The sequence below is a fragment of the Micromonospora sp. NPDC049374 genome (assembly GCF_040677165.1).
In the GTDB taxonomy this organism is placed as follows: Bacteria; Actinomycetota; Actinomycetes; order Mycobacteriales; family Micromonosporaceae; genus Micromonospora.
In genome coordinates, this window is sequence record NZ_JBFAQH010000006.1 from 260,041 (window position 1) to 280,376 (window position 20,336).

The 20,336-nt window shown below is 72.2% G+C and carries 19 protein-coding genes; 9 read left to right on the forward strand and 10 right to left on the reverse strand.

The annotated features are described in order from the left end of the window. Nucleotides 1-42: 42 nt before the first annotated feature. Entirely contained in the window at nt 43-681 is a 639-nt protein-coding gene (locus AB0J93_RS13160) for a TetR/AcrR family transcriptional regulator (RefSeq protein ID WP_363921317.1), read from the forward strand. A 32-nt stretch (nt 682-713) separates the two neighbouring features. Here the strand turns inward: AB0J93_RS13160 and AB0J93_RS13165 are convergent, their stop codons facing one another. Beyond that, nucleotides 714-1,364: a VTT domain-containing protein gene (locus AB0J93_RS13165; RefSeq protein WP_363921318.1), complete on the reverse strand. Its 651-nt coding sequence runs from the start codon at nt 1,362-1,364 to the stop codon at nt 714-716. A 193-nt stretch (nt 1,365-1,557) separates the two neighbouring features. Here AB0J93_RS13165 and AB0J93_RS13170 point away from each other — a divergent pair, with 193 nt between their 5' ends. Together AB0J93_RS13170 and AB0J93_RS13175 are read left to right on the forward strand one after the other, a co-directional pair. After that, nucleotides 1,558-2,703, forward strand: coding sequence for a histidine kinase (locus AB0J93_RS13170; protein WP_363921319.1), 1,146 nt, complete (start codon nt 1,558-1,560; stop codon nt 2,701-2,703). Further along, entirely contained in the window at nt 2,700-3,341 is a 642-nt protein-coding gene (locus AB0J93_RS13175; protein ID WP_363921321.1) for a response regulator transcription factor, read from the forward strand. Before AB0J93_RS13170 ends, AB0J93_RS13175 begins: the two co-directional genes overlap by 4 nt. A 70-nt stretch (nt 3,342-3,411) precedes the next feature. Here the strand turns inward: AB0J93_RS13175 and AB0J93_RS13180 are convergent, their stop codons facing one another. The 7 genes from AB0J93_RS13180 to AB0J93_RS13210 all read right to left on the reverse strand — a co-directional run bounded on the left by AB0J93_RS13180 (nt 3,412) and on the right by AB0J93_RS13210 (nt 10,846). After that, on the reverse strand, nt 3,412-4,026 hold the full coding sequence (locus tag AB0J93_RS13180; RefSeq protein ID WP_363921323.1) for a DedA family protein: 615 nt from the start codon (nt 4,024-4,026) through the stop codon (nt 3,412-3,414). A 54-nt stretch (nt 4,027-4,080) separates the two neighbouring features. After that, nucleotides 4,081-5,379 carry an adenylosuccinate synthetase gene (locus AB0J93_RS13185; RefSeq protein ID WP_363921550.1) on the reverse strand — a complete coding sequence of 433 codons (1,299 nt, stop codon included), beginning with the start codon at nt 5,377-5,379 and terminating at the stop codon, nt 4,081-4,083. Nucleotides 5,380-5,537: 158 nt separating this feature from the next. Next, nucleotides 5,538-6,497: a hypothetical protein gene (locus AB0J93_RS13190; protein ID WP_363921325.1), complete on the reverse strand. Its 960-nt coding sequence runs from the start codon at nt 6,495-6,497 to the stop codon at nt 5,538-5,540. 10 nt (nt 6,498-6,507) lie between these two features. Beyond that, the gene (locus tag AB0J93_RS13195) at nt 6,508-7,482 is read right to left on the reverse strand and encodes a serine/threonine protein kinase (RefSeq protein ID WP_363921327.1); all 975 of its coding nucleotides are present in this window, start codon (nt 7,480-7,482) and stop codon (nt 6,508-6,510) included. Beyond that, on the reverse strand, nt 7,479-8,231 hold the full coding sequence (locus AB0J93_RS13200) for an NUDIX domain-containing protein (RefSeq protein WP_363921329.1): 753 nt from the start codon (nt 8,229-8,231) through the stop codon (nt 7,479-7,481). The genes AB0J93_RS13195 and AB0J93_RS13200 overlap by 4 nt, the downstream gene beginning before the upstream one ends. Nucleotides 8,232-8,315: 84 nt before the next feature. Continuing rightward, a complete protein-coding gene (locus AB0J93_RS13205; RefSeq protein WP_363921552.1) occupies nt 8,316-9,221 on the reverse strand; it encodes a MaoC/PaaZ C-terminal domain-containing protein in 906 nt (301 codons plus the stop codon). Nucleotides 9,222-9,472: 251 nt separating this feature from the next. Continuing rightward, the gene (locus AB0J93_RS13210; protein ID WP_363921331.1) at nt 9,473-10,846 is read right to left on the reverse strand and encodes a 3-oxoacyl-ACP reductase; all 1,374 of its coding nucleotides are present in this window, start codon (nt 10,844-10,846) and stop codon (nt 9,473-9,475) included. Between the two features lie 54 nt (nt 10,847-10,900). Between AB0J93_RS13210 and AB0J93_RS13215 the strand changes: the two genes are divergently transcribed. Together AB0J93_RS13215 and purB are read left to right on the forward strand one after the other, a co-directional pair. Continuing rightward, nucleotides 10,901-12,193, forward strand: a complete 1,293-nt coding sequence (locus tag AB0J93_RS13215; protein ID WP_363921333.1) for an acetyl-CoA C-acetyltransferase — start codon at nt 10,901-10,903, stop codon at nt 12,191-12,193. 146 nt (nt 12,194-12,339) lie between these two features. Continuing rightward, nucleotides 12,340-13,764 (forward strand): adenylosuccinate lyase, encoded by a 1,425-nt coding sequence (gene purB / locus AB0J93_RS13220; RefSeq protein WP_363921335.1) that lies wholly within the window; start codon nt 12,340-12,342, stop codon nt 13,762-13,764. Nucleotides 13,765-13,936: 172 nt separating this feature from the next. Here purB and AB0J93_RS13225 read toward each other — a convergent pair whose 3' ends face one another. Together AB0J93_RS13225 and AB0J93_RS13230 are read right to left on the reverse strand one after the other, a co-directional pair. Further along, a complete protein-coding gene (locus AB0J93_RS13225; protein ID WP_363921554.1) occupies nt 13,937-14,500 on the reverse strand; it encodes a YbjQ family protein in 564 nt (187 codons plus the stop codon). Nucleotides 14,501-14,524: 24 nt separating this feature from the next. Continuing rightward, nucleotides 14,525-15,205, reverse strand: a complete 681-nt coding sequence (locus AB0J93_RS13230) for a trypsin-like serine protease (RefSeq protein WP_363921337.1) — start codon at nt 15,203-15,205, stop codon at nt 14,525-14,527. 449 nt (nt 15,206-15,654) lie between these two features. Between AB0J93_RS13230 and purS the strand changes: the two genes are divergently transcribed. The 4 genes from purS (at nt 15,655) to AB0J93_RS13250 (ending at nt 20,296) form a co-directional block, all read left to right on the forward strand. Then, on the forward strand, nt 15,655-15,918 hold the full coding sequence (purS, locus tag AB0J93_RS13235; RefSeq protein ID WP_210939093.1) for a phosphoribosylformylglycinamidine synthase subunit PurS: 264 nt from the start codon (nt 15,655-15,657) through the stop codon (nt 15,916-15,918). Then, a complete protein-coding gene (gene purQ, locus AB0J93_RS13240; protein ID WP_363921341.1) occupies nt 15,915-16,598 on the forward strand; it encodes a phosphoribosylformylglycinamidine synthase subunit PurQ in 684 nt (227 codons plus the stop codon). Before purS ends, purQ begins: the two co-directional genes overlap by 4 nt. A gap of 67 nt (nt 16,599-16,665) precedes the next feature. Beyond that, nucleotides 16,666-19,536 carry a phosphoribosylformylglycinamidine synthase subunit PurL gene (gene purL / locus AB0J93_RS13245; protein WP_363921343.1) on the forward strand — a complete coding sequence of 957 codons (2,871 nt, stop codon included), beginning with the start codon at nt 16,666-16,668 and terminating at the stop codon, nt 19,534-19,536. Between the two features lie 4 nt (nt 19,537-19,540). Beyond that, nucleotides 19,541-20,296 carry a 2-phosphosulfolactate phosphatase gene (locus tag AB0J93_RS13250; protein ID WP_363921346.1) on the forward strand — a complete coding sequence of 252 codons (756 nt, stop codon included), beginning with the start codon at nt 19,541-19,543 and terminating at the stop codon, nt 20,294-20,296. The last annotated feature ends 40 nt before the right edge of the window (nt 20,297-20,336 follow it).

Sequence of the window (20,336 nt, forward strand, 5' to 3'; positions counted from 1 at the left end):
TACTCGTGCGTAACCTTACGCACGAGTAGGTATGCTCGCAAGGTGTCCACCGGCCCCGCCTTCAAGCGCCTCCCGCGCGCCGTACGGCAGCAGCAGATGCTCGACTCCGCGGTGCGGATCTTCTCGCGGCGCGGCTACCACGGCGCCAGCATGGACGAGATCGCCGAGGTGGCGGGCATCTCCAAGCCCATGGTGTACGCGTACCTGGGCACCAAGGAGGAACTCTTCGTCGCGTGCCTGCACCGCGAGGGCACCCGGATGATGGAGGCCATCGCCGGTGCCGCCGCCCCCGACCTGCCCGCCGACGAGCGACTCTGGCGCGGGTTGCGGGCGTTCTTCGGCTTCGTCGGCGCGCACCGGGACGGTTGGGCGGTGCTCTACCGGCAGGCCCGCGCCGAGCATCCGTTCGCGCGTGAGTTGACCGTGATGCGGGCACGGCTGGTGGAGGTGGTCGCCGGGATGCTCGACCACGCGCTGCGCGCCGGGGGGCGGGAGGTGGCCGACCCCGAGTTGGAGGTCGTCGCGTACGCGCTGGTCGGCGCGAGCGAGTCACTGGCCGACTGGCTGGCCGACCATCCGGAGGCCGACCCGGAAAAGACCGCCACCCAGATGATGAACGTCGCCTGGCTCGGCGCAGGACAACTCCTGCGCGGCGTGACCTGGCACCCGCCTCAGGGGTAGGCAGCGGTCCAGCGCCGGGAACGCGCTCGCAATCACGCATCGCCGATGGAACCTCTGGCACCGGCCTCCGCAGCTGCCGGCAGCGAGCGTGCTCGTCGTCGGTACGCCCAGCGGGCCGTCTCCACCATCACTGTGACGCTGAACGCGAGGCCGAGCCCAAGTAGCAGCCCGCGCAGCGGGTCCTGTTCGAAGGCGAGCCCGCCCAGATAGCCGACCAGCGCCGAATAGATCCCCCAGGTGCCGGCGGCCAGTGCATCGAACATCAGGAACCGCGACCGGGGAAACCGGGTCGCCCCCATGGTCATGGTGACAGCCGTCCGACCACCCGGTACGTATCGCGCCACGGTCAGGATCAGACCGCCGCGTACGGCGATGCCCCGGCTGGCCCAGGTGTACACCGCACGCCGTCGCCCCTGTTCCGGTAGGCGGGTGAGCAGGCGTCCGCCGCCGCGTCGGCCGATGGCGTACGAAATGTGGTCACCGACCAGGGCACCGGCCGCCGCCACCACGATCACCACCGACAGCGCCGGCTGTCCGGTCGCCGCGAAGACCCCGGCGGTGATGACCGCGGTTTCGCTGGGCACCACCGGGAAGAACCCGTCAACCACCGCGACTGCGAACAGGGCCAGGTAAACCCAGGGCGAGGACATCGTCTCGTGGAGCAGGTCGAGCACCAATTGCATGCTTCCGATGCTGGTCCCCGCGTGGTTTCCGGCCATCGACCGATCGTCATTGCCGTCCCGCTACCTAAGTTGTGGTCAGCCCTGACTCCGGCTCCGGGCCAACCCCGAGAAGGGCGGGCCAGCCGCCCGGAAGTGTCACCCCTCTGGCCGTCGGCGGCGGCCCGACCGGCCCGGACGCCACTAGCCTGCAACGATGGCCATCGTCGAAGTCCGGAACCTTCTCCGGCGGTACGCGTTGCCGGTGCTGGCCGTACTGGTATCGGTCGGGGTCTGGATGTCCGCAAACGGCGCGGCCGGGGTGGCGTCACCTCTCCCCCGGGCGGTGGTCCTCGCCGTCGTCGTCGCCTCCGGAACTGCGGTGGCGGTGGCGCGGGTACGCCGCTGGCCGCTGTTCGCCGCGGCTGCCGTCGCTTGGCCGCTGCTTGCCGCCTGGCCGGTCCCGGCGGCGGCGTCCCTCCTGGCCGGGCTGTGGCTGCGGGGTCGTCGCCGGATCGTCGCCTACCTGGCCGGTGCGGTGCTGGTGACGGCGATCGGTGTGCTGGTGGGGTGGGCCGCTGGTGGGCACCGGCAGATCACCATGGCCACGCCGGGCAATGTGCTGGCGCTCTTCGCCTGGTTGGTGCTGCTGCCGCTGGTGATCGGGCTCTGGACGCGGGCCCGGCGGGACACCGTCGGCGCGTTGCGCGACCGGGCCGAGCGGCTGGAACGCGAACAGGTGGCCCGCATGGAGCAGGCCCGCGCCGAGGAACGGGCCCGGATCGCCCGGGAGATGCATGACGTGGTCGCCCACCGGGTGTCGCTGATGGTGGTGCATGCGGGCGCGTTGGAGGTGACATCCGCCGACTCGGCGGCGGTGGAGACCGCGTCGCTGATCCGATCGACCGGTCGGCAGGCCCTTGCCGACCTCCGCGAGGTACTCGGCGTGCTGCGTGGAGCGGCCGGGCCCGTACCGCCGCAGGGGTTGTCGGAGGTGGATGTCCTGATCCAGGAGTCGCGTACCGCCGGCCTGCGGATCGACCGGCAGGACGAGGGGATCCCTCGACCCCTGCCGGCCACGGTCGGGCGGACGGTGCACCGGGTGGTCCGGGAGGCGCTGACGAACGTACGGAAGCACGCCCCCGATGCGGAGACGACGGTCAGCCTGCGGTATCTGTCCAGCGGGGTCGAGGTCGGGGTGCGCAACGGGCCGGCGATCGGCGGGGCGGCTCTGCCCGGCGCGGGGTTGGGCCTGATTGGTCTGCGGGAACGTGTGGAATTGCTCGGCGGGCGGCTTACGGCCGGACCGTATGACGAGGGCTTCCTGGTCCGAGCGCTGCTTCCGACGGGGGAGCCGGAGTGATTCGAGTTCTGATCGTCGACGACGAGCAGTTGATCCGGTCCGGCCTGCGGTTGATCCTCGAAGCGGCCGGCGACATCACGGTGGTGGGCGAGGCCGCGGACGGCGCTGCGGCCGGAGCCGAGGTGCGGCGGCTCCGACCGGACGTGGTCCTGTTGGACGTCCGTATGCCGGGTATGGACGGCCTCGCCGCGGCGCCGGACATTGTCGCCGCCGGGGCAAGAGTGATCATGCTGACGACCTTCGACCGGGACGCGTACGTGCACCACGCCCTGCGTGCCGGTGCGGTCGGCTTCCTGCTCAAGGACACCGCACCGGCCGACCTGACCGCCGCAGTACGCGCCGTGGCCAGCGGTGACGCCATGCTCGCGCCCGCCGTGACCCGGCGCTTGATCGATTCCTTCGCGGAACGCGGCCCGTCCCGACGCCACACTGCCCGGCGTCAACTCCAGTGCCTGACCGCACGGGAGCTGGAGATCGCGCGTGCGGTGGGGCGGGGATGCGCGAACGCCCAGATTGCTCGTCAACTACTGATGAGCGAGGCCACGGTGAAAGGGCACGTGAGTCGGGCGATGACGAAGGTCGGCGCCGGGAACCGGGTGCAGCTGGCGATCCTGGTCCACGACGCCGAGCTGCCCTGATCGGTGCGGAACGCTCGGTGTCGGAGAGCGGGTTCAAAGGCGACAGCGGCTCTGCGACCGTGAGCGGAGTTCAGCGTCGGGCGGCCCGGCGATGGGCGCGACGGCGCAGCCCGCGTGCCAGCTGCACCAGCAGGGTGACCGCGATCGACAGGCCGATCCCGGCCAGGATCCCGTAGACCGGCTCACGTTCGAAGGCCAGCCCGCCGAAGAGGCCGAGCAGCACGCAGTAGAGCGCCCACGTGCCGGCGCCGACCAGGTCGTAGAGCAGGAACGGGCGCAGCGGGTAGCGCACCGCGCCCATGGTCAGGGTGACCGCCGTCCGCCCGCCGGGCAGGTACCGGGCGGAGGTCAGGATGACGCCGCCGTGCCGGCACACCGCGCGTCGTGCCCACTGTGATCCGGCGCGGCGTCGACTGTCCTGCGGCGAACGATCCAGACGACCTGAGCCGCCGCCACGCCCAATCGCGTAGGAGACATGGTCGCCGAGTACGGCACCGAGCATGGTCGCCACGATCACCACCACCAGATTCGGCTCGCCGCCGGTGGCGAGAACGGTGACCGTGATGACCGCCGCCTCGGCCGGCACCAGCGGGAAGATCGCGTCGATCGCGGTGAGACCGAACAGCAGCAGATACACCCACGGCGAGGTGAGCGTGTGCCGGAGCAGGTCGAGCGCGGCCTCCATGGGTACATGCTCGCCGCCGGGCGGACGCATCGGGGCGGGACGGACGGATCACCGCTAATGGGGCCTTCCACCCGTTGCCACCGGCACCCGGGTGGCCGTACCGCCGTCCGGACGGACGGTGTCGAGCTGGGCCGTCCGCATCCGCTTGTCCTCCGCCGTGGGTCCGTGGGAGGTGAGCACGACGGGTACGCCAAGCGCCTGCTCCACCGCGGTGGGCCAGTCGGCTGGCGGAGGGGCGTCGTACACCGGTCTGGTCCGCAGCAGACGGGCGGTGAGCGCCGCCTGCCGGTCGAGGTCGCCGGGTGGACCCGGCACCAGCCCGTCCAGGTCGGCGTAGCGGTCGCAGATCCGCAGGTCGAGACCCTGCCCCACGAGATCCAGGTGGGTCAGCGCCAGGCCGTCGACCCCACCGGTGACCGCCAGGGCGTACGCGTGGGCGACGGCGTCGAAGTGGCCGAACCGGAAGCGGCCCTGCCACGGGTTCGTCGGGTTGTGCGGTTCGGTCAGCCCGAGCGCCGGTTCCTCGGTGACCAGCGGTCCCGGCCCGTGTCTGGTGGTGACCGTCCGCAGCACGCCGAGCCGGGTCGCCGATCCGGCCAGCCCGGCCTCGGCCAGCAGCGCCTCGGCGTTCGCGGTGGTCGTGGTGCTCCAGGTCGTGTACGGGTGGAAGCCGTGCCACTCGTCCAGCAGCACTCCCTGCGCACCCTCGAACACGCAGGTCCCGGCACGCAACTCCCCGGCGAGCCAGCCCCGGTCCACGATCGCCACCCGCTCGGCGAAGGCCCGGTACGCCGGCAGACAGTCGGTTACCGGCGGGGCGTCCAGCGGGCCGAGTTCCGCGCTGAGCCGGTCCCGTAGCGCGGTCAGCCGGCGGCGCAGCAGCTCCGGGCTGCGGCAGTCCGCCACCCGGGGTGCCTGGTCGGGGTGGGCGAGACCGTACGCGACGGCCTCGCCCACCCCCAGCCCGCAGGAACCGTGCCGGTCGGCTCCACGGGCCAGCTCCCGGGCCCGATTCGCGGCCCGGTGGTACGGGGTGGCCAGCAGCGCCTCCCCGTCCACGGTCAGCCGGTCGAGCGCGTCGGGTACCCCGACGGCGGCGAGGTGGTCGGCCTCGGCGGCCAACGCCAGCGGGTCCACCACCACGTGGCGGGACAGGTGGGTGCCCACCCCCGGGCGGAAGGTGCCGGCCCCGAACTGGGCGAACGTGTGGTGCCGGCCGTCGCGCAGGACGACGTTGTGTGCCGCCTGCGCACCCCCGTTGAACCGCACCACCGTCCGCACCGGCCGGGTCGCGCAGAGCCAGTCCACGACGGTGCCCTTCCCTGCGTCGCCGTACCCGAGGTCGACCACGATCACGTGCTGGCCGCGCGGCCCCCTCGCCGCCGGCCCGCCGGTTGACCACCCGTCCGGCACGGCCGCCGCCGTACCGCCCGACCGTCGGGCCGCCGCCATCGCAGCCGCCGTCCCGCCGGTGACCGCGTCGCCCGGAACCGCACCCGCCGCCGGCCGGGTCACAGCCGGACCACTCCGCGACCGGTGGTACGGCCGGCCGGCAGCTCCGACACCTCGGCCCGTGATTCCCCGTCCAGCCGGGCGAGCGCCTTCGACACGGTGCCGGTGGCCGACGAGCCGGCGCGGTCCAGGTCCCGCAGACCCTGGTCGAGGTCGATCGCCTGCTCGCCGAGGCCGACGGTGAGCGCGATGGTCTCGCAGACCGCAGCGAGATCGTCCAGTTCCAGGGCGTGCTGGCCGAGCAGGTCGCGCCAGAAGTCGAGCACCCGGCGGTTGCCCGAGTAGTGGCTGCCGGCGGGCAGCAGGTAGTAGGTGTCCCAGCGGCGGGTGACCTCGTCGACGATCTGCCGCAACGGCACGTCCTCGCGCGGGTCGTCCTCGATCAGCCGGCTCACCTCGGCGGCCTTCACCTGCGGGTACGCCAACTCGTCGCCGATGACGAACAGGTAGCCGCGCCGGCCACGCTTCTCCCAGCTGTCGGTGACCGTGCGCCGGGCCATGAAGTACAGCGCCAGCTCGTACGACTCCCGCATCTGGCCGCCACCGCCGCCCTCCAGCACGATCCGGCCGAGGTCGTCGTCCATCCGGTTGTCGGACTCGAACTGCCCCACCTGCAACGGCACCCGGTCACAGGTGGCGTCCCCGATCGCACCGAACATGACCTGTGGGTCGCGGGCGTAGCCCTGGCGCAGCAGCAGCCCCAGCAACTGCGGCAGTTTGGCCTGGAGAACGCGGGGCACATGCCCCATCGAGCCGGTCACGTCGAACAGGACCGCGACGGGGGTCGACTGGGGGTGCTCCGCGCTGTCCCGGCTCTCCCGTACCGCGCCACGCGGGTCCAGCGCCGGGTGCACCACCCGGGCCCCGCTGTCGCTGTAGGAGAAGGCGCTGGTGCCGGTGGCCCGGCGGTAGCGGTCGGCGGCGTCGTAAACATCGGTGGACCATGCTCCGCTGCCCATGGCAGCCTCCTTAGGGGTTGAGGGTGAAGGGGCGGAAGGTGCGCGGCCCGTAGAGGCGGTGCAGCACCTCGTCCAGTTCCCGCAGCAGCAGCCAGGCGTCGTCGGGGCGGCTGCGCAGGAACCGCTGCCGGCAGCCCCGGGCGAAGTCGAGCAGCTGACGCGGGGCCCGGCGGTCCAGCAGCCAGGTCATGCAGCGGGTGGCCATGAAGATGTCGGTGCCCGGACCGCAGGGCTGACGGCTGGGGACTTCCGGCGGGTACCAGGTGTGGTGGTCGGGCACCATTGCCGGCACGGTGCCGCCAGGCTCGGTGGAGAAGCACCAGTCGACAAGCACCAGGCCGTGCGCGTCGGGGTCGATGAGCACGTGTGACGGCAGCACCGCACCGTGCACCAGGCCCGCCCGGTGCGCCAGGCCGAGGGCGACCAGGAGCCGTCGCCACATCCACGCCACGTCACGGGCGTCCAGCCCGTCCGGATAGGCCCGCCGTACCTCGACCAGACTGTGCAGGCCGGGCGCGCTGCCGAGCACCGTGATCCGGCGGTCCGCTCCGGTGTCGGCGTCGCGGTGGGTGAAGCTGTCGACCAGTCGGGGCACGTACGGCAGCCAGCGTGGGTCGCCCCGCTCGGCGAGTGTGCGCAGGGCACGCTGCTCGCGGGCCATCAGATCGTTGTCGGCCGCGTCGCGAGGCAGCTTGAGCAGCCGGTCGGCACCGACGTCGTACAGGTCGGCGAGATCGCCCGAGTACGCGGGCCGCCCGCACCGGTAGCCGTGCAACACGGTGACCCGCCGGGCCCGCCAGCGGCTGGTGACCCGGAGGAAGGCGTCGGTGGCGGCGGCCCGGATCCCCGGACCGGCCCAACCGAGCCGGTCCGGGTGCAGGGCACCGACGAGTTCCCGGTAGCGCCGCTCCGGCGCGTCGCCGCCGAACAGCTCGTCGTCGTCGCGGGCGGCGGTGACCAGGCGGATCGCCTCGTCGGTCCTCATCGCACCGTCTCCTCACGCGCCGGGCGCAGCAGCGCGGGGTGCAGCAGCCGAGCGTCTCCGGCCCGGTAGAGCCGGGCACGCGGGCCGCCTCGGGTGCCGCCGCGCTCGGTGCTGGCGCCGGTGCTCTCCACGAAGCCCGGCACCGAGAGCACCTTGCGGTGGAAGTTGCCGGCGTGCAGCTGGTGCCCCCAGACCGTCTCGTAGACGGCGCGCAGCTCCCCGATGGTGAACTCGGGTGCGAGGAAGCGGGTGGCCAGCGGGGTGTATTCCAGTTTGGAGCGCGCTCGCTCCAGCCCGTCGGCGACGATCTGGCCGTGGTCGAAGGCGAGTTGCCGGTTGGCCAGCTCGGCGACCGGCACCCAGGCCGCCTCGTCGGCGTCGGTGCCGGCCGTCGCGTCCGGCAGGTCGGGCGCGAAGGCCAGATGGGCGATCGAGACGATCCGCATCCGGGGATCGCGGTCGGGTGCGCCGTAGGAGGCCAGTTGCTCGACGTGGACGCGGCGCAGTGGCTGGCCGTCGAGGCCGGTCTCCTCGGCCAGCTCCCGCCGCGCGGCGACAGCCAGGTCCTCGTCCGGCCGGACGAAACCGCCTGGAAGGGCCCAGAGGCCGGCGTACGGCTGCTCGCCGCGTCGGATCAGCAGCAGGTGCAGGGCGTCGTCGCGGATGGTCAGGGCGACGATGTCGACCGTTACCGCGACCGCCGGATAGGCCCGCGGGTCGTAGGCGGCGAGGAAATCCTGCTCGTTCACGCTCGATCACTCTCACTTCGAGAATATCTCTTGTTGAGAAGAACTTAGCGGAAAAGAGTGGGCCGGGCAAGTGCCCGGCCCCGCTCAGCGGATGGTGCCCACCAGGTGTGGGCGGCCACGCCGGTCGTGCAGGCTGAAATCCCAGCCCGGGCCGAGCGCCGTGGCGCTGAAGGCCACCGTGCTGGGCAGCGGCACCGGCAGCTTGAACGCCACGTCCACCGTGTACGCCTCGGGCAGCCGGCTCTCCAACGCCGCGAGACACCGTGCCTTGCTCCACATGCCGTGTGCGATGGGCCGGGGGAAGCCGAGCAGCCGCGCACCCCACCGCGAGGTGTGGATCGGGTTGTGGTCGCCGGAGACCCTCGCGTAGTCCGTACCCACCCGGGGCGTGACCTGCCAGCGGGCGGTGGCGGCCGGCGGCGGGGGCCGCTCACCGTGGTCGCGTCGCTCGCCGCCGTCCGGGGTGCGCTGCCGGCCGAGGTACGTCGAGACGCCGCGCCACACCTCCTCGCCGTCGACCGACCCGACGAGTACGACGTCCACCTGCCGCCCCCGGTCGTGCGGACGCAGGTTCTCCGCCCAGGTGGTGAAGTCCAGCCGGTCGGCTACGGTGACCGGTCGATGCACCGTGATCCGGTTGCCGACGTGCACCACCCCGGTAAGCGGAATCGGGAACTCCGGCGCGGTGATCAGACGCAGCGCCAGCGGAAAACCCATGACGTGGGGAAACGTCGCGGGCAGCCGGTCGGCGAGCCGGAACCCGCAGACCCGGTCGTAGTCGGCCAGCCGCTCCGGATCCACCGGCACGCCACCTACCGCCAGTTCCACCGTCGGCACCGTTTCACCGCGCCGCCCACCCAGCCCCGGCACCGGGTTCAGCAACGCCCGCCGGTACAACGGCCCGGCCGCCGGCAACCGGGGCAACTCCACCCGCGCCCGGCCCGCCGGGTCTCCGCTCGCCGTGGGGCCGGTCGGGGCGCCGCCGCTGATGCCGGACCGGCGCGCGTCGGTGGACGCTGACGTCGCCGGATCCGACCCAGGCCTGTCGGCCGGTACGTCGGAGCCACCGCCGGCCGGGGCGAGGCCGGACAGGTCACGGGTCGCCTCCAGGTCCCCGCCGCCGGCCGGTGCGGCGAGCGCGGCAGCCCGGATCTCCGGCGTCAGCACCTCGGTCGGACCGTCGATCAGCTCGCCGACCGACAGGTCGTCGGCCGGTTCGTCGTCGCGCCTGCGCCGGGCCATCACGCCCCCAGCAGGCTCTGGCCGCAGACCCGGACCACGTTGCCGGTGACCGCACCGGACGCCGGCCAGGCCAGCCAGCCGATGGTCTCCGCCACATCCACCGGCAGTCCGCCCTGCGAGAGGCTGTTCATCCGGCGGCCGGCCTCCCGCAGCACCAGCGGGATCCGGGCGGTCAGCCGGGTCTCGATGAACCCGGGCGCGACCGCGTTGACGCTGATCTGCCGCTCCCGCAGCGCCGGGGCGAGCGAGTCGACCAGCCCGACGACCCCGGCCTTGCTGGTGGCGTAGTTGGTCTGGCCCCGGTTACCGGCGATCCCGGCGATCGAGGAGACACCGATGAGCCGCCCGCCGGCCGGGATCAGCCCGCGCTCCAGCAGCAGGTCGTTGATCCGCTCCTGGCTGGACAGGTTGACGTCGATGACCTGGTCCCACCGGTCGGCGTCCATCCGGCCGAGGGTCTTGTCCCGGGTGATGCCGGCGTTGTGCACCACCACGTCCACCCGCCCGTGCCGACTGGACAGGTGCTCGGCGAGCCGGGCCGGCGCATCGGCGGCGGTCAGGTCGAGCTGCACGGCGCTGCCGCCGATCTCGTTGGCCACCGCCGCCAGTTCGTCCCCGGCGGCCGGGATGTCCAGCGCCACCACGGTCGCCCCGTCGCGGGCCAGCACCCGGGCCAACGCCGCGCCGATGCCCCGCGCCGCGCCGGTGACCAGCACCACCTGCCCGTCGAGCGGGCGGTCCCAGTCGGCCGGTGCGGTCGCCTGGCCGGCACCGACCCGGATCACCTGCCCGGAGACGTACGCGGAACGGCCCGAGAGCAGGAACCGCAGGGTCGACTCCAGGCTGGTCCAGGTGCCCGGGTCGGCGTCCCTCGTGACGTACACCAGTTGTGCGGTGATGCCCCGGCCGAACTCCTTGCCGATGCTGCGGGTCAACCCCTCCAGTGCCCGTTGGGCGGTCGCCTCGCGGGGCGTGCCGCACTCGGTCGGCGGAGTGCCCAGCACGATCACCCGCCCGCTGGGCTGGACCGCCCGGGCCTGCGGGTGGAAGAAGTCGTAGAGCTGGCGCAGTTGGGACGAGTCGCTGATGCCGGTAGCGTCGAAGACGAGGGCGGCGCTCTCCGGCGTACGACCGGTTGCCGGATCGGGCACGGCGGTGGCCGGATCGCGCAGGGCGAGCCCGGCGGCGGCCAGGGCCTTGCCGACCGGTTCGGTGAGCCGCCCGCCGGTGGCGGCACCGAGCAGGACCAGCCCGGGCAGAATCGGCTCGCCGGGTGCGTGCCGGCGCAGTCGCGGCGGATCGGGCAGCCCGAGGCGCTTGACCAGCGCCCGCCCGGCGCCCGAGTGGACGAAGCTCGCATACCTGTCGGTCATAGGCGTAGCCTACTGGTGAGTAAGGTGCGGGCAACACTTTCGAGGAGGCGGATCGTGCAGAACGTTCGACGGGTCGCGATCATCGGCGGCAACCGGATCCCCTTCGCCCGCTCCAACTCGCGCTACGCCAGCGCCGCCAACTCCGACATGCTCGGCGCCGCGCTGGACGGGCTGATCGCCCGGTTCGGTCTGGCCGGGCAGCGGGTCGGCGAGGTCGTCGCCGGTGCGGTGCTCAAGCACTCGAAGGACTTCAACCTCACCCGCGAGGTGGTGCTTGGCTCGAAGCTCGACCCGCACACCCCGGCGTACGACATCCAGCAGGCCTGCGGCACCGGCCTGGAGGCGGTCATCCTGGTCGCCAACAAGATCGCCCTCGGTCAGCTCGACGTCGGCATCGCCGGTGGCGTCGACACCACCTCGGACGCTCCGCTCGCGGTCAACGAGGACATGCGCCGCACGTTGCTCAAGCTCAACTCGGCCCGCACCCTCGGTGAGCGGCTGCGGATCGCCGCGAAACTGCGCCCGGCCCAGCCGTTCAAGCCGGAGGTCCCCCGCAACGCCGAGCCCCGCACCGGCCTGTCCATGGGCGAGCACGCCGCGCAGACCGCGCTGCGCTGGAACATCGACCGGCAGGCGCAGGACGAGTTGGCGCTGCGGTCGCACCAGCGGCTCGCCGCCGCGTACGACAAGGGCTTCTTCGACGACCTGATGACCCCCTACCTGGGGCTGACCCGCGACCAGAACCTCCGCCCCGACACCACCCTGGAGAAGCTGGGCACCCTGCGGCCGGTCTTCGGTGCCAAGGGACCGGACGCCGAACGGGCCACCATGACCGCCGGCAACTCGTCGCCGCTTACCGACGGTGCCTCCACCGTGCTGCTGGCCAGCGAGGAGTGGGCGCGCGAGCACAACCTGCCGGTGCAGGCCTGGTTCTCCTGGTCGGAGACGGGCGCGGTGGACTTCGTGCACGGCGAGGAGGGGCTGCTGATGGCACCCGCGTACGCGGTGCCCCGGCTGCTGGCCCGGGCCGGGCTCACCCTCCAGGACTTCGACTACTACGAGATCCACGAGGCGTTCGCCTCGCAGGTGCTGGCGACCCTGGCGGCCTGGGAGTCGCCGGAGTTCTGCAAGGACCGGCTCGGCCTGGACGCCCCGCTCGGTGCCATCGACACCGACAAGCTAAACGTGAACGGCTCCTCGCTGGCCGCCGGTCACCCGTTCGCCGCCACCGGCGGCCGGATCGTCGCGACCCTGGCCAAACTGCTCGCCTCCAAGGGCACCGGACGCGGCCTGATCTCCATCTGCGCCGCCGGCGGCCAAGGCGTCACCGCCATCCTCGACCGCTGACCCAATCCGCCCAGCCGCCGTAATCCGGTCCGTCGATCATGAGGTTGACGGCAGTTATTGATCTTCAAGTCGCCGCCAACCTCATGATCGATACCGTGGCGCGACCCGATGGGCTTGCTGCGGCGGGTTGTCGCGAGAATGGCGGGGTGACGATGATTCCGAACGTGCTTGCCAACCGGTACGCCTCGCCCGAGTTGGTCACCCTCTGGTCGCCGGAGGAGAAGATCCGGCTGGAACGGCGGCTCTGGCTCGCCGTGCTGCGGGCGCAACGGGATCTGGGTGTTCCGGTGCCGGACGGGGTGGTCGAGGCGTACGAGCGGGTGCTTGACGACGTCGACCTGGCCTCGATCGCGGCACGGGAGCGGGTCACCCGGCACGACGTGAAGGCCCGGATCGAGGAGTTCAGCGCGCTCGCCGGGTACGAGCACGTGCACAAGGGGATGACCTCCCGGGACCTCACCGAGAACGTCGAGCAGCTTCAGGTGCGCCGCTCGCTGGAGCTGATCCGGGATCGGGTGGTGGCGACGCTGGCCCGGCTCGCCTGGCACGCCCACGAGTACGCCGACGTGGTGATGGCCGGTCGCTCGCACAACGTGGCGGCGCAGGCGACCACGCTGGGCAAGCGCTTCGCGTCGGCCGCCGAGGAACTGCTGATCGCGTACGAGCGGCTGGAGGACCTGATCGCCCGGTACCCGTTGCGGGGGATCAAGGGACCGGTGGGTACCGCCGCCGACCAGTTGGACCTCTTCGACGGCGATGCGGCCAAGGTCGCCGAGTTGGAGCGGCGGGTCGCCGAGCACCTGGGCTTCAGTCGGGTGCTGGGCAGCGTCGGGCAGGTCTATCCGCGTTCACTCGACTTCGACGTGCTCTCCGCGCTGGCGCAGGTGGCGGCGGCACCGTCGTCGTTGGCCACCACGATCCGGCTGATGGTCGGCCAGGAACTGGCCACCGAGGGCTTCAAGCCCGGCCAGGTCGGCTCCAGCGCGATGCCGCACAAGATGAACACCCGCTCGTCGGAGCGGGTCAACGGCTTCGCGGTGATCATTCGGGGCTATCTGTCGATGGTCGGCGAGCTGGCCGGTGACCAGTGGAACGAGGGCGACGTCTCCTGCTCGGTGGTGCGCCGGGTGGCCCTGCCGGACGCCTTCTTCGCCGCCGACGGGCTGTTCCAGACGTTCCTCACCGTGCTGGACGAGTTCGGCGCGTACCCGGCGGTGATCAACCGGGAGCTGGAGCGGTTCCTGCCGTTCCTGGCCACCACAAAGATCCTGGTGGCGGCCGTCCGTCGGGGCGTCGGTCGGGAAGCCGCCCACGAGGCGATCAAGGAGCACGCCGTCGCGGTCGCCCTGGCCATGCGGGAGAAGGGCACCCCCGACAACGACCTCTTCGACCGGCTGGCCGCGGACGACCGACTCGCCCTCACCCGCCCCGAGATCGACGCCCTGGTCGCCGACCGTGCCGCCTTCGTAGGCGCCGCCCCCACCCAGATCCAGGCAGTCACCGCAAGAATCACCAAAATCGTCGAATCCCACCCCCAAGCCGCCACCTACTCCCCACCCCCCATCCTCTAACCCCACCCCCACCCCCACCCCCGGCCCCACCCCCACCCCCACCCCCAGTCGCTCTCGTTGATCATGAAGTTGTTGTTGCGCCACGCCGCGCCGGCGGGCAATAACTTCATGATCGGCGGCCAGGGTGTCGCGGGCAGCGCGGTCGGACGGTGGAGCGGGTGAGCGGGTGGGGTTAGTCGCGGGTGGGGGTTTGGGGGGCGGTGCCCAGGGTGGGGGCGCTGGGGGGTTCGGCGATCTTGCCGGGTTCCTCGGCGAAGGCTGGTTCCTGGGCGGTTTCCGCCGCCACCAGCGGCTGGTCGGGGGGCATGACGTCGGGGACCTTCGGCGCCACGATCACGGCGGTGCCGTAGGCGCAGATCTCCATCCACATCTCGCCGCAGTCGCGGCTGTCGAACCGCATCCCCACCACGGCGTTCGCGCCGAGCCGCCGGGCCTCTTCGCCGAGGCGGGCGACCGAGTCGGTACGCCAGCGGGTGAGGTTGTCCGGCGCCATCGGGTCGTACGCGCCACCGCGCAGGTTCTTCACTCCCTCGCGGTACGGGTTGCGGGTTCTGGCCATGGAGGAGACCACCTCGCCGAGGATCTGGCGGATCTCGTAGCCGGGAAGTTGATCCGTCGTCACGACCAGCACGTTTCCGATGCTGGCAGGCCCGGGTGCGGCACATCGTGAGCCCTGTTCACCTGCTCGGATGCTGAAAAACCGCGCGGCGCGGACGGCAGGCGCAGGGCCCACCATCCGCGCCGCCACGGGCGCTAACCGTCAGACGCCGGAAACGGACCGGATCCAGGCACGGTTGTACGCGACGCTGCCGTAGTTCTGGATGCTCTGGCCGTCGGCGGTGGAGGCCACACCCACCTGTTGACCGTTGTAGAACTGCGGGCCGCCCGAGTCGCCCCGCCACGCGTTGCCGTTGATCCGGCTGCTCCGGATCGCCTGCCCGCCGTACGCGTCACTCACGTTCGTGCTGGTGACCCGGACGCTCGCGGTCTTCAGCTGGGTGGACGCCGAGCAGCCGCTGTAGCAGGTCATGCCCCAGCCGTAGATCGAGTTGGTCGAGTTGACCGGCGGGTTGCTGGATGCCAGCGTCACGTAGCTGGTGCTCACCGAGCTGGACAGGCGCATCAGGGCCAGGTCGTACCGGCCGTAGGTGGCGCTTACCGTTCGGGTGACGCCGCCGGAGGAGCGGTAGACGCTGCCCACCCGGACCGACATCGAGCCGCCGAGGCAGTGCCGCGCGGTGAGGACCCACTGCGGGGCGATGATCGTGCCGGAGCAGGTGAACGAGCCGTTGCTGAAGACCGCGGCGGCCCACGGCGCCGAGGAGACGGTGCCGCCGCCGATGATGTACGGACCGACGGGTGAGGCGACGGCGCCGGAACTGGCGCCCATCACCGCGGCCATGGCGGTGGCGAAGACCGCGATCAGGGATCGGATGCGCATGGGGCTCCTTCGGGGTTCCCAGGACCCGGGTTCACCGGGCCGGCCTGCGGTGCCGGACGGGGGTGATCCGCCACCGCGACATCTATACATCGACGTCTGACGATGTACCGTAGGGCCCGGTGAGGTGTTTCACAAGAGGTTCATTGAAACAAAGCGATGTAACAGTTGGATTTCCCGTCACCGGGCCACCTGCGACCGGCGGCGGCTCTCAGCTGCTCTGCCGCCCGAGGGCTCGTCCAGCCGGGGGTCGACCGGCGGGAAGCTGGCAACGAAGCCGTATCGGGATCGCAACGAACCCGTATCGGTCCCGATCGGTCCGCGTGGGTACGGTCGTGCGGCACCCGGGCGGCGTCCGGCCGGTGCGTCTGGCGCGGCATCTGCCAGGTAGGCTGGCTGCGCTCGCCCGTTGTGGGTCGGCACCCAACTGCGTACACAGTCAGGAGTGCCCAGTGCCTCGCGTCGTCGTCGACGTCATGCTCAAGCCCGAGATCCTCGATCCTCAGGGCCAGGCCGTCGCAAACGCGCTGCCCCGGCTCGGCGTCAACGACGTCGCCTCGGTACGGATCGGCAGGCGGATCGAGATCGACTTTACCGGTGAACCGGACCTGGACCGGGCCCGGGAGATCGCCGACAAGCTGCTCGCCAACCCGGTCATCGAGGACTTCACGGTCCGTCTGGTCGAGACCGACGAACCTGCGGAAGCACGGTCGTGACCGCTCGGGTCGGTGTGGTGACGTTCCCCGGCTCGCTTGACGACGGGGACGCGGCCCGGGCCGTACGGATCGCCGGCGCCGAACCGGTTCGTCTCTGGCACGGTGAGGCGGAGCTGCACGGGGTGGACGCGGTCGTCCTGCCCGGTGGCTTCTCCTACGGCGACTACCTGCGCTGCGGTGCCATCGCCCGGTTCGCCCCGGTGATGGAGAAGATCATCGACGCCGCCGGTGGGGGCCTGCCCGTGCTGGGCATCTGCAACGGCTTCCAGATCCTCTGCGAGGCGCACCTGCTGCCCGGGGCGCTCACCCGCAACCAGCACCTGCACTTCCGCAACCGCGACCAGATCCTGCGCATCGAGGCGACCGGCACCGCCTGGACGAACATGTTCCAGCCGGGCCAGGAGGTGCTGATCCCGGTCAAGAACGGCGAGGGCTGCTACGTCGCCGACCCGGCAACGCTTGACGAGCTCGAAGCCGAGGGCCGGGTCGTCGCCCGCTACGTCGGCGGCAACCCCAACGGATCGCAGCGGGACATCGCCGCGATCACCAACCAGGCCGGCAACGTGGTCGGCATCATGCCGCATCCCGAGCACGCGGTGGAGGCGCTCACCGGCCCCTCCCTCGACGGCCTCGGCTTCTTCACCTCGGTGCTCAAGCACCTGGTGGGGGCGCCGGCGTGACCGTCCGCGGCGGGATCATCGGTCGGCTCACCCGCCCGTCGGGCGGCGAGCGCAACAAGGAGATGTCATGACCACGCATCCGGACCCGGTGCGGGACAACCCGGAGGCGGTCCCGGCGCAGCCGCAGCCGGCCGCCGCTCCGCCGGCCACCCCGGCCCGGCACGCCGCCGTGTCCGACTGGGCCGACGGGGTGGACACCGTGCCGCGCGCCGCGGGCACCCCGGAGGAGCTCCAGCCGTACGCCGAACTGGGGCTCGCCGACGACGAGTACGACCGCATCCGGCACATCCTGGGCCGCCGGCCGACCCAGTCCGAGCTGGCGATGTACTCGATCATGTGGAGCGAGCACTGCTCCTACAAGTCGAGCAAGGTGCATCTGCGGCAGTTCGGCGAGAAGGCCCCACCGAGCGACCGGCTGCTCGCCGGCATCGGGGAGAACGCCGGGGTCGTACGGATCTCCGACGAACTCGCCGTGACCTTCAAGGTCGAGTCGCACAACCACCCGAGCTTCGTCGAGCCGTACCAGGGCGCGGCGACCGGTGTCGGCGGCATCGTCCGCGACATCCTGGCGATGGGCGCCCGCCCGGTGGCGGTGATGGACCCGCTGCGTTTCGGCGCCGCCGATCACCCGGACACCGCCCGGGTGCTGCCCGGCGTGGTCGCCGGTGTCGGCGGCTACGGCAACTGCCTCGGCCTGCCCAACATCGGTGGTGAGGTGGTCTTCGACCCCTGCTACCAGGGCAACCCGCTGGTCAACGCGCTCTGCCTGGGCGTGCTGCCGGTCGACCGGCTGCAGAAGAAGGACGCCAACGGGCCGGGCAACGTGGTGGTACTGATGGGTGCCAAGACCGGCCGGGACGGCATCGGCGGGGTCTCGGTGCTGGCCAGCGCCACCTTCACCGAGGGCAGCGAGCAGCGTCGCCCCTCCGTGCAGGTGGGTGACCCCTTCATGGAGAAGCTGCTGATCGAGGCGTGCCTGGAGCTGTACGACGCCGAACTGGTCGTCGGCATCCAGGATCTCGGCGGTGCCGGCCTGACCTGCGCCCTGACCGAGACGGCCGCCTCCGCCGGCACCGGCATGCGGGTGTGGCTGGAGCGGGTGCCGCTGCGCGAGCCCTCGATGGAGCCGCACGAGATCCTGGCCAGCGAGTCCCAGGAGCGGATGCTGCTCGTCGTCGCGCCGGAGAAGCTGGAGGCGGTGCTCAAGACCGCCGAGAAGTGGGGCGTCTGGGCCACCGCCATCGGCGAGGTCACCGCGCCCGAGTCGGACGGCTCGCCGGGTCGGCTGCTCATCACCTGGCGGGATCACCTGGTGGTGGACGTACCGCCGGGCTCGCTTGTGGACGACGGGCCGGTGTACGCCCGGCCGATGCGCGAGCCGGCGGACCTGATCCTGCTCCAGGCCGACCGGGCGGAGACGCTGCCCCGGCCGAGCGACCCGGACACGCTGCGCGAGACCGTGCTGCGCATGATCGCCTCGCCCAACCTCTGCGACAAGACCTGGGTCACCGAGCAGTACGACCGCTATGTGCTGGGCAACACCGTGCTCGCCCAGCCGGAGGACTCGGGCGTGATCCGCGTCGACGAGCGCACCGGGCTGGGCGTGGCGCTGTCCGTCGACGGCAACGGCCGGTACGCCCGGCTCGACCCGTACCAGGGTGCCAAGCTGGCGCTGGCCGAGGCGTACCGGAACGTGTCGGTGACCGGGGCGACGCCGATCGCGGTCACCGACTGCCTGAACTTCGGCTCACCCGAGGACCCGGGCGTGATGTGGCAGTTCGCCGAGGCCGTACGCGGCCTGGCCGACGGCTGCGCCGAGCTGGGCATCCCGGTGACCGGCGGCAACGTCAGCTTCTACAACCAGACCGGGGCGGCGGCCATCCACCCCACGCCGGTCGTCGGCGTCCTCGGCGTGCTGGAGAACGTGGCCGACCGGGTGGCGTCGGGCTTCGTTCCGCGCCCCGGCGCCGATCACGACCAGCTCTTCCTGCTCGGCGAGACGCACGTGGAACTCTCCGGCTCGGAATGGGCCTGGGTCACCCACCAGCATCTCGGTGGCGTACCCCCGCACGTCGACCTGGCGCGCGAGAAGCAGCTCGCCGGCCTGCTGGCCGACGCGGCTCGGGTCGGGCACCTCAGCTCCGCGCACGATCTCTCCGACGGCGGTCTCGCGCAGAGCCTGGTCGAGTCCTGCCTGCGTCATGGCGTCGGGGCCCGGATCGCGGTGCCGGAGCGGTTCGAGGGCAACTCGATGCCGTTCGTCTTCCTGTTCAGCGAGTCCGCGGGTCGGGTGCTCGTGTCGGTGCCGCGCGGTCACGAGAAGGCGTTCACCGCGCTCTGCGGTGAGCACGGCGTGCCGTGGGAGCTGATCGGCGTGACCGACCCGACGGCCGGCGCGCTGGAGGTGCACGGCCAGTTCCGGATCGGCCTGGACGAGCTGCGCGAGGCGTACACCGGCACCCTGCCGGCCCTGTTCGGCGGCGTGCAGCCGTTCGAGGTGACCGCACCGGCGGTTGCCGAGGTCGTCATCGACGCGCCAGCCGGCGGGGCCGACCAGGCCGCCGCCCACGACGCCGCGTCGCGGGCCGACGCGCCCGGCGCAACGACGACCGGTCCTGAACCGACCCCCGGGCAGGCCACCGCCCGTCAGCAGGCCGAGCCGGTCGACGGCGAGCAGGACGGTGGCGAGCCGACCGGCGAGGTGCAGACCGCACCGGCGTCGGCCGAGGCCGCTCCGTCGGCGGATCCGACCGAGGAGGCGGCCGACCGACCGGCCGAGCGGGCCACCCCGCCGGTGCGCGACGGTCGCGTCGCGGCGACCCCGCAGTCGGCCGAGGCCGCCGATCCGGCCGTCCCGGCGGGCAGCCACGAGGCATCCGGGGCGGACGCTCCGCAGCACGGTGACACCGAGCAGCCCCCCGCGCCCGACGAGCGCTGAGGCGTTGGCCGCGGCCGTATCCGCCCAACCCGGGTCGGGGGTCCGGTTCGACTGGGGTCTGGCGGGTGCGGCCGAACTCGGCCGGGTCTGCGCGGTACTGGTGGTGGTGGACGTGCTGTCGTTCACCACCACCGTCGAGGTGGCGGTGGGGCGGGGGATGCGGGTGCATCCGTTCCCCTGGGGGGAGCAGGCCGCCGCCTACGCGCGTCGGGTCGGCGCGGTCGCCGCGAGCGGCCGCCGACAGGTCACCCACGAACATCCGTGGTCGCTGTCGCCGGCCGCGCTGAGTCGGGCTCCGGTGGTACCCGACCTGGTACTGCCGTCGCCCAACGGATCGGCCATCAGCGCCGCCGCCAGCGCCACCGGGCTACCGGTGGTCGCGGCCAACCTGCGCAACGCCCGCGCCGTCGGGCGTTGGCTGACCAGCCAGGGGTACGGCTCGACCGCCGCCCCGGTCGGTGTGGTGGCCGCCGGTGAACGGTGGCCGGACGGATCGTTGCGCCCCTCGGTGGAGGACCAGCTCGGCGCGGCCAGTGTGCTGGACGCCCTCTCCGGCGCGCCCGGCGGGCTCTCGGTGGAGGCGGCCATGGCGCTGGCCACGCTGGCCAGCGTCCCCGACGTACCGGCGGCGATCCGGGGCTGTGTCTCCGGTCGAGAGCTGATCGAGGGCGGCTTCGCCGAGGACGTCGAGATCGCGGTACGCGTCGACACCTCCGCGGTCATCCCACTGCTCCGCCAGGGCGTCTTCTCCGCCGCCTGACCGCTGGCGGTGCAGGGCGTTGGGGCCTACCCGTCCACCG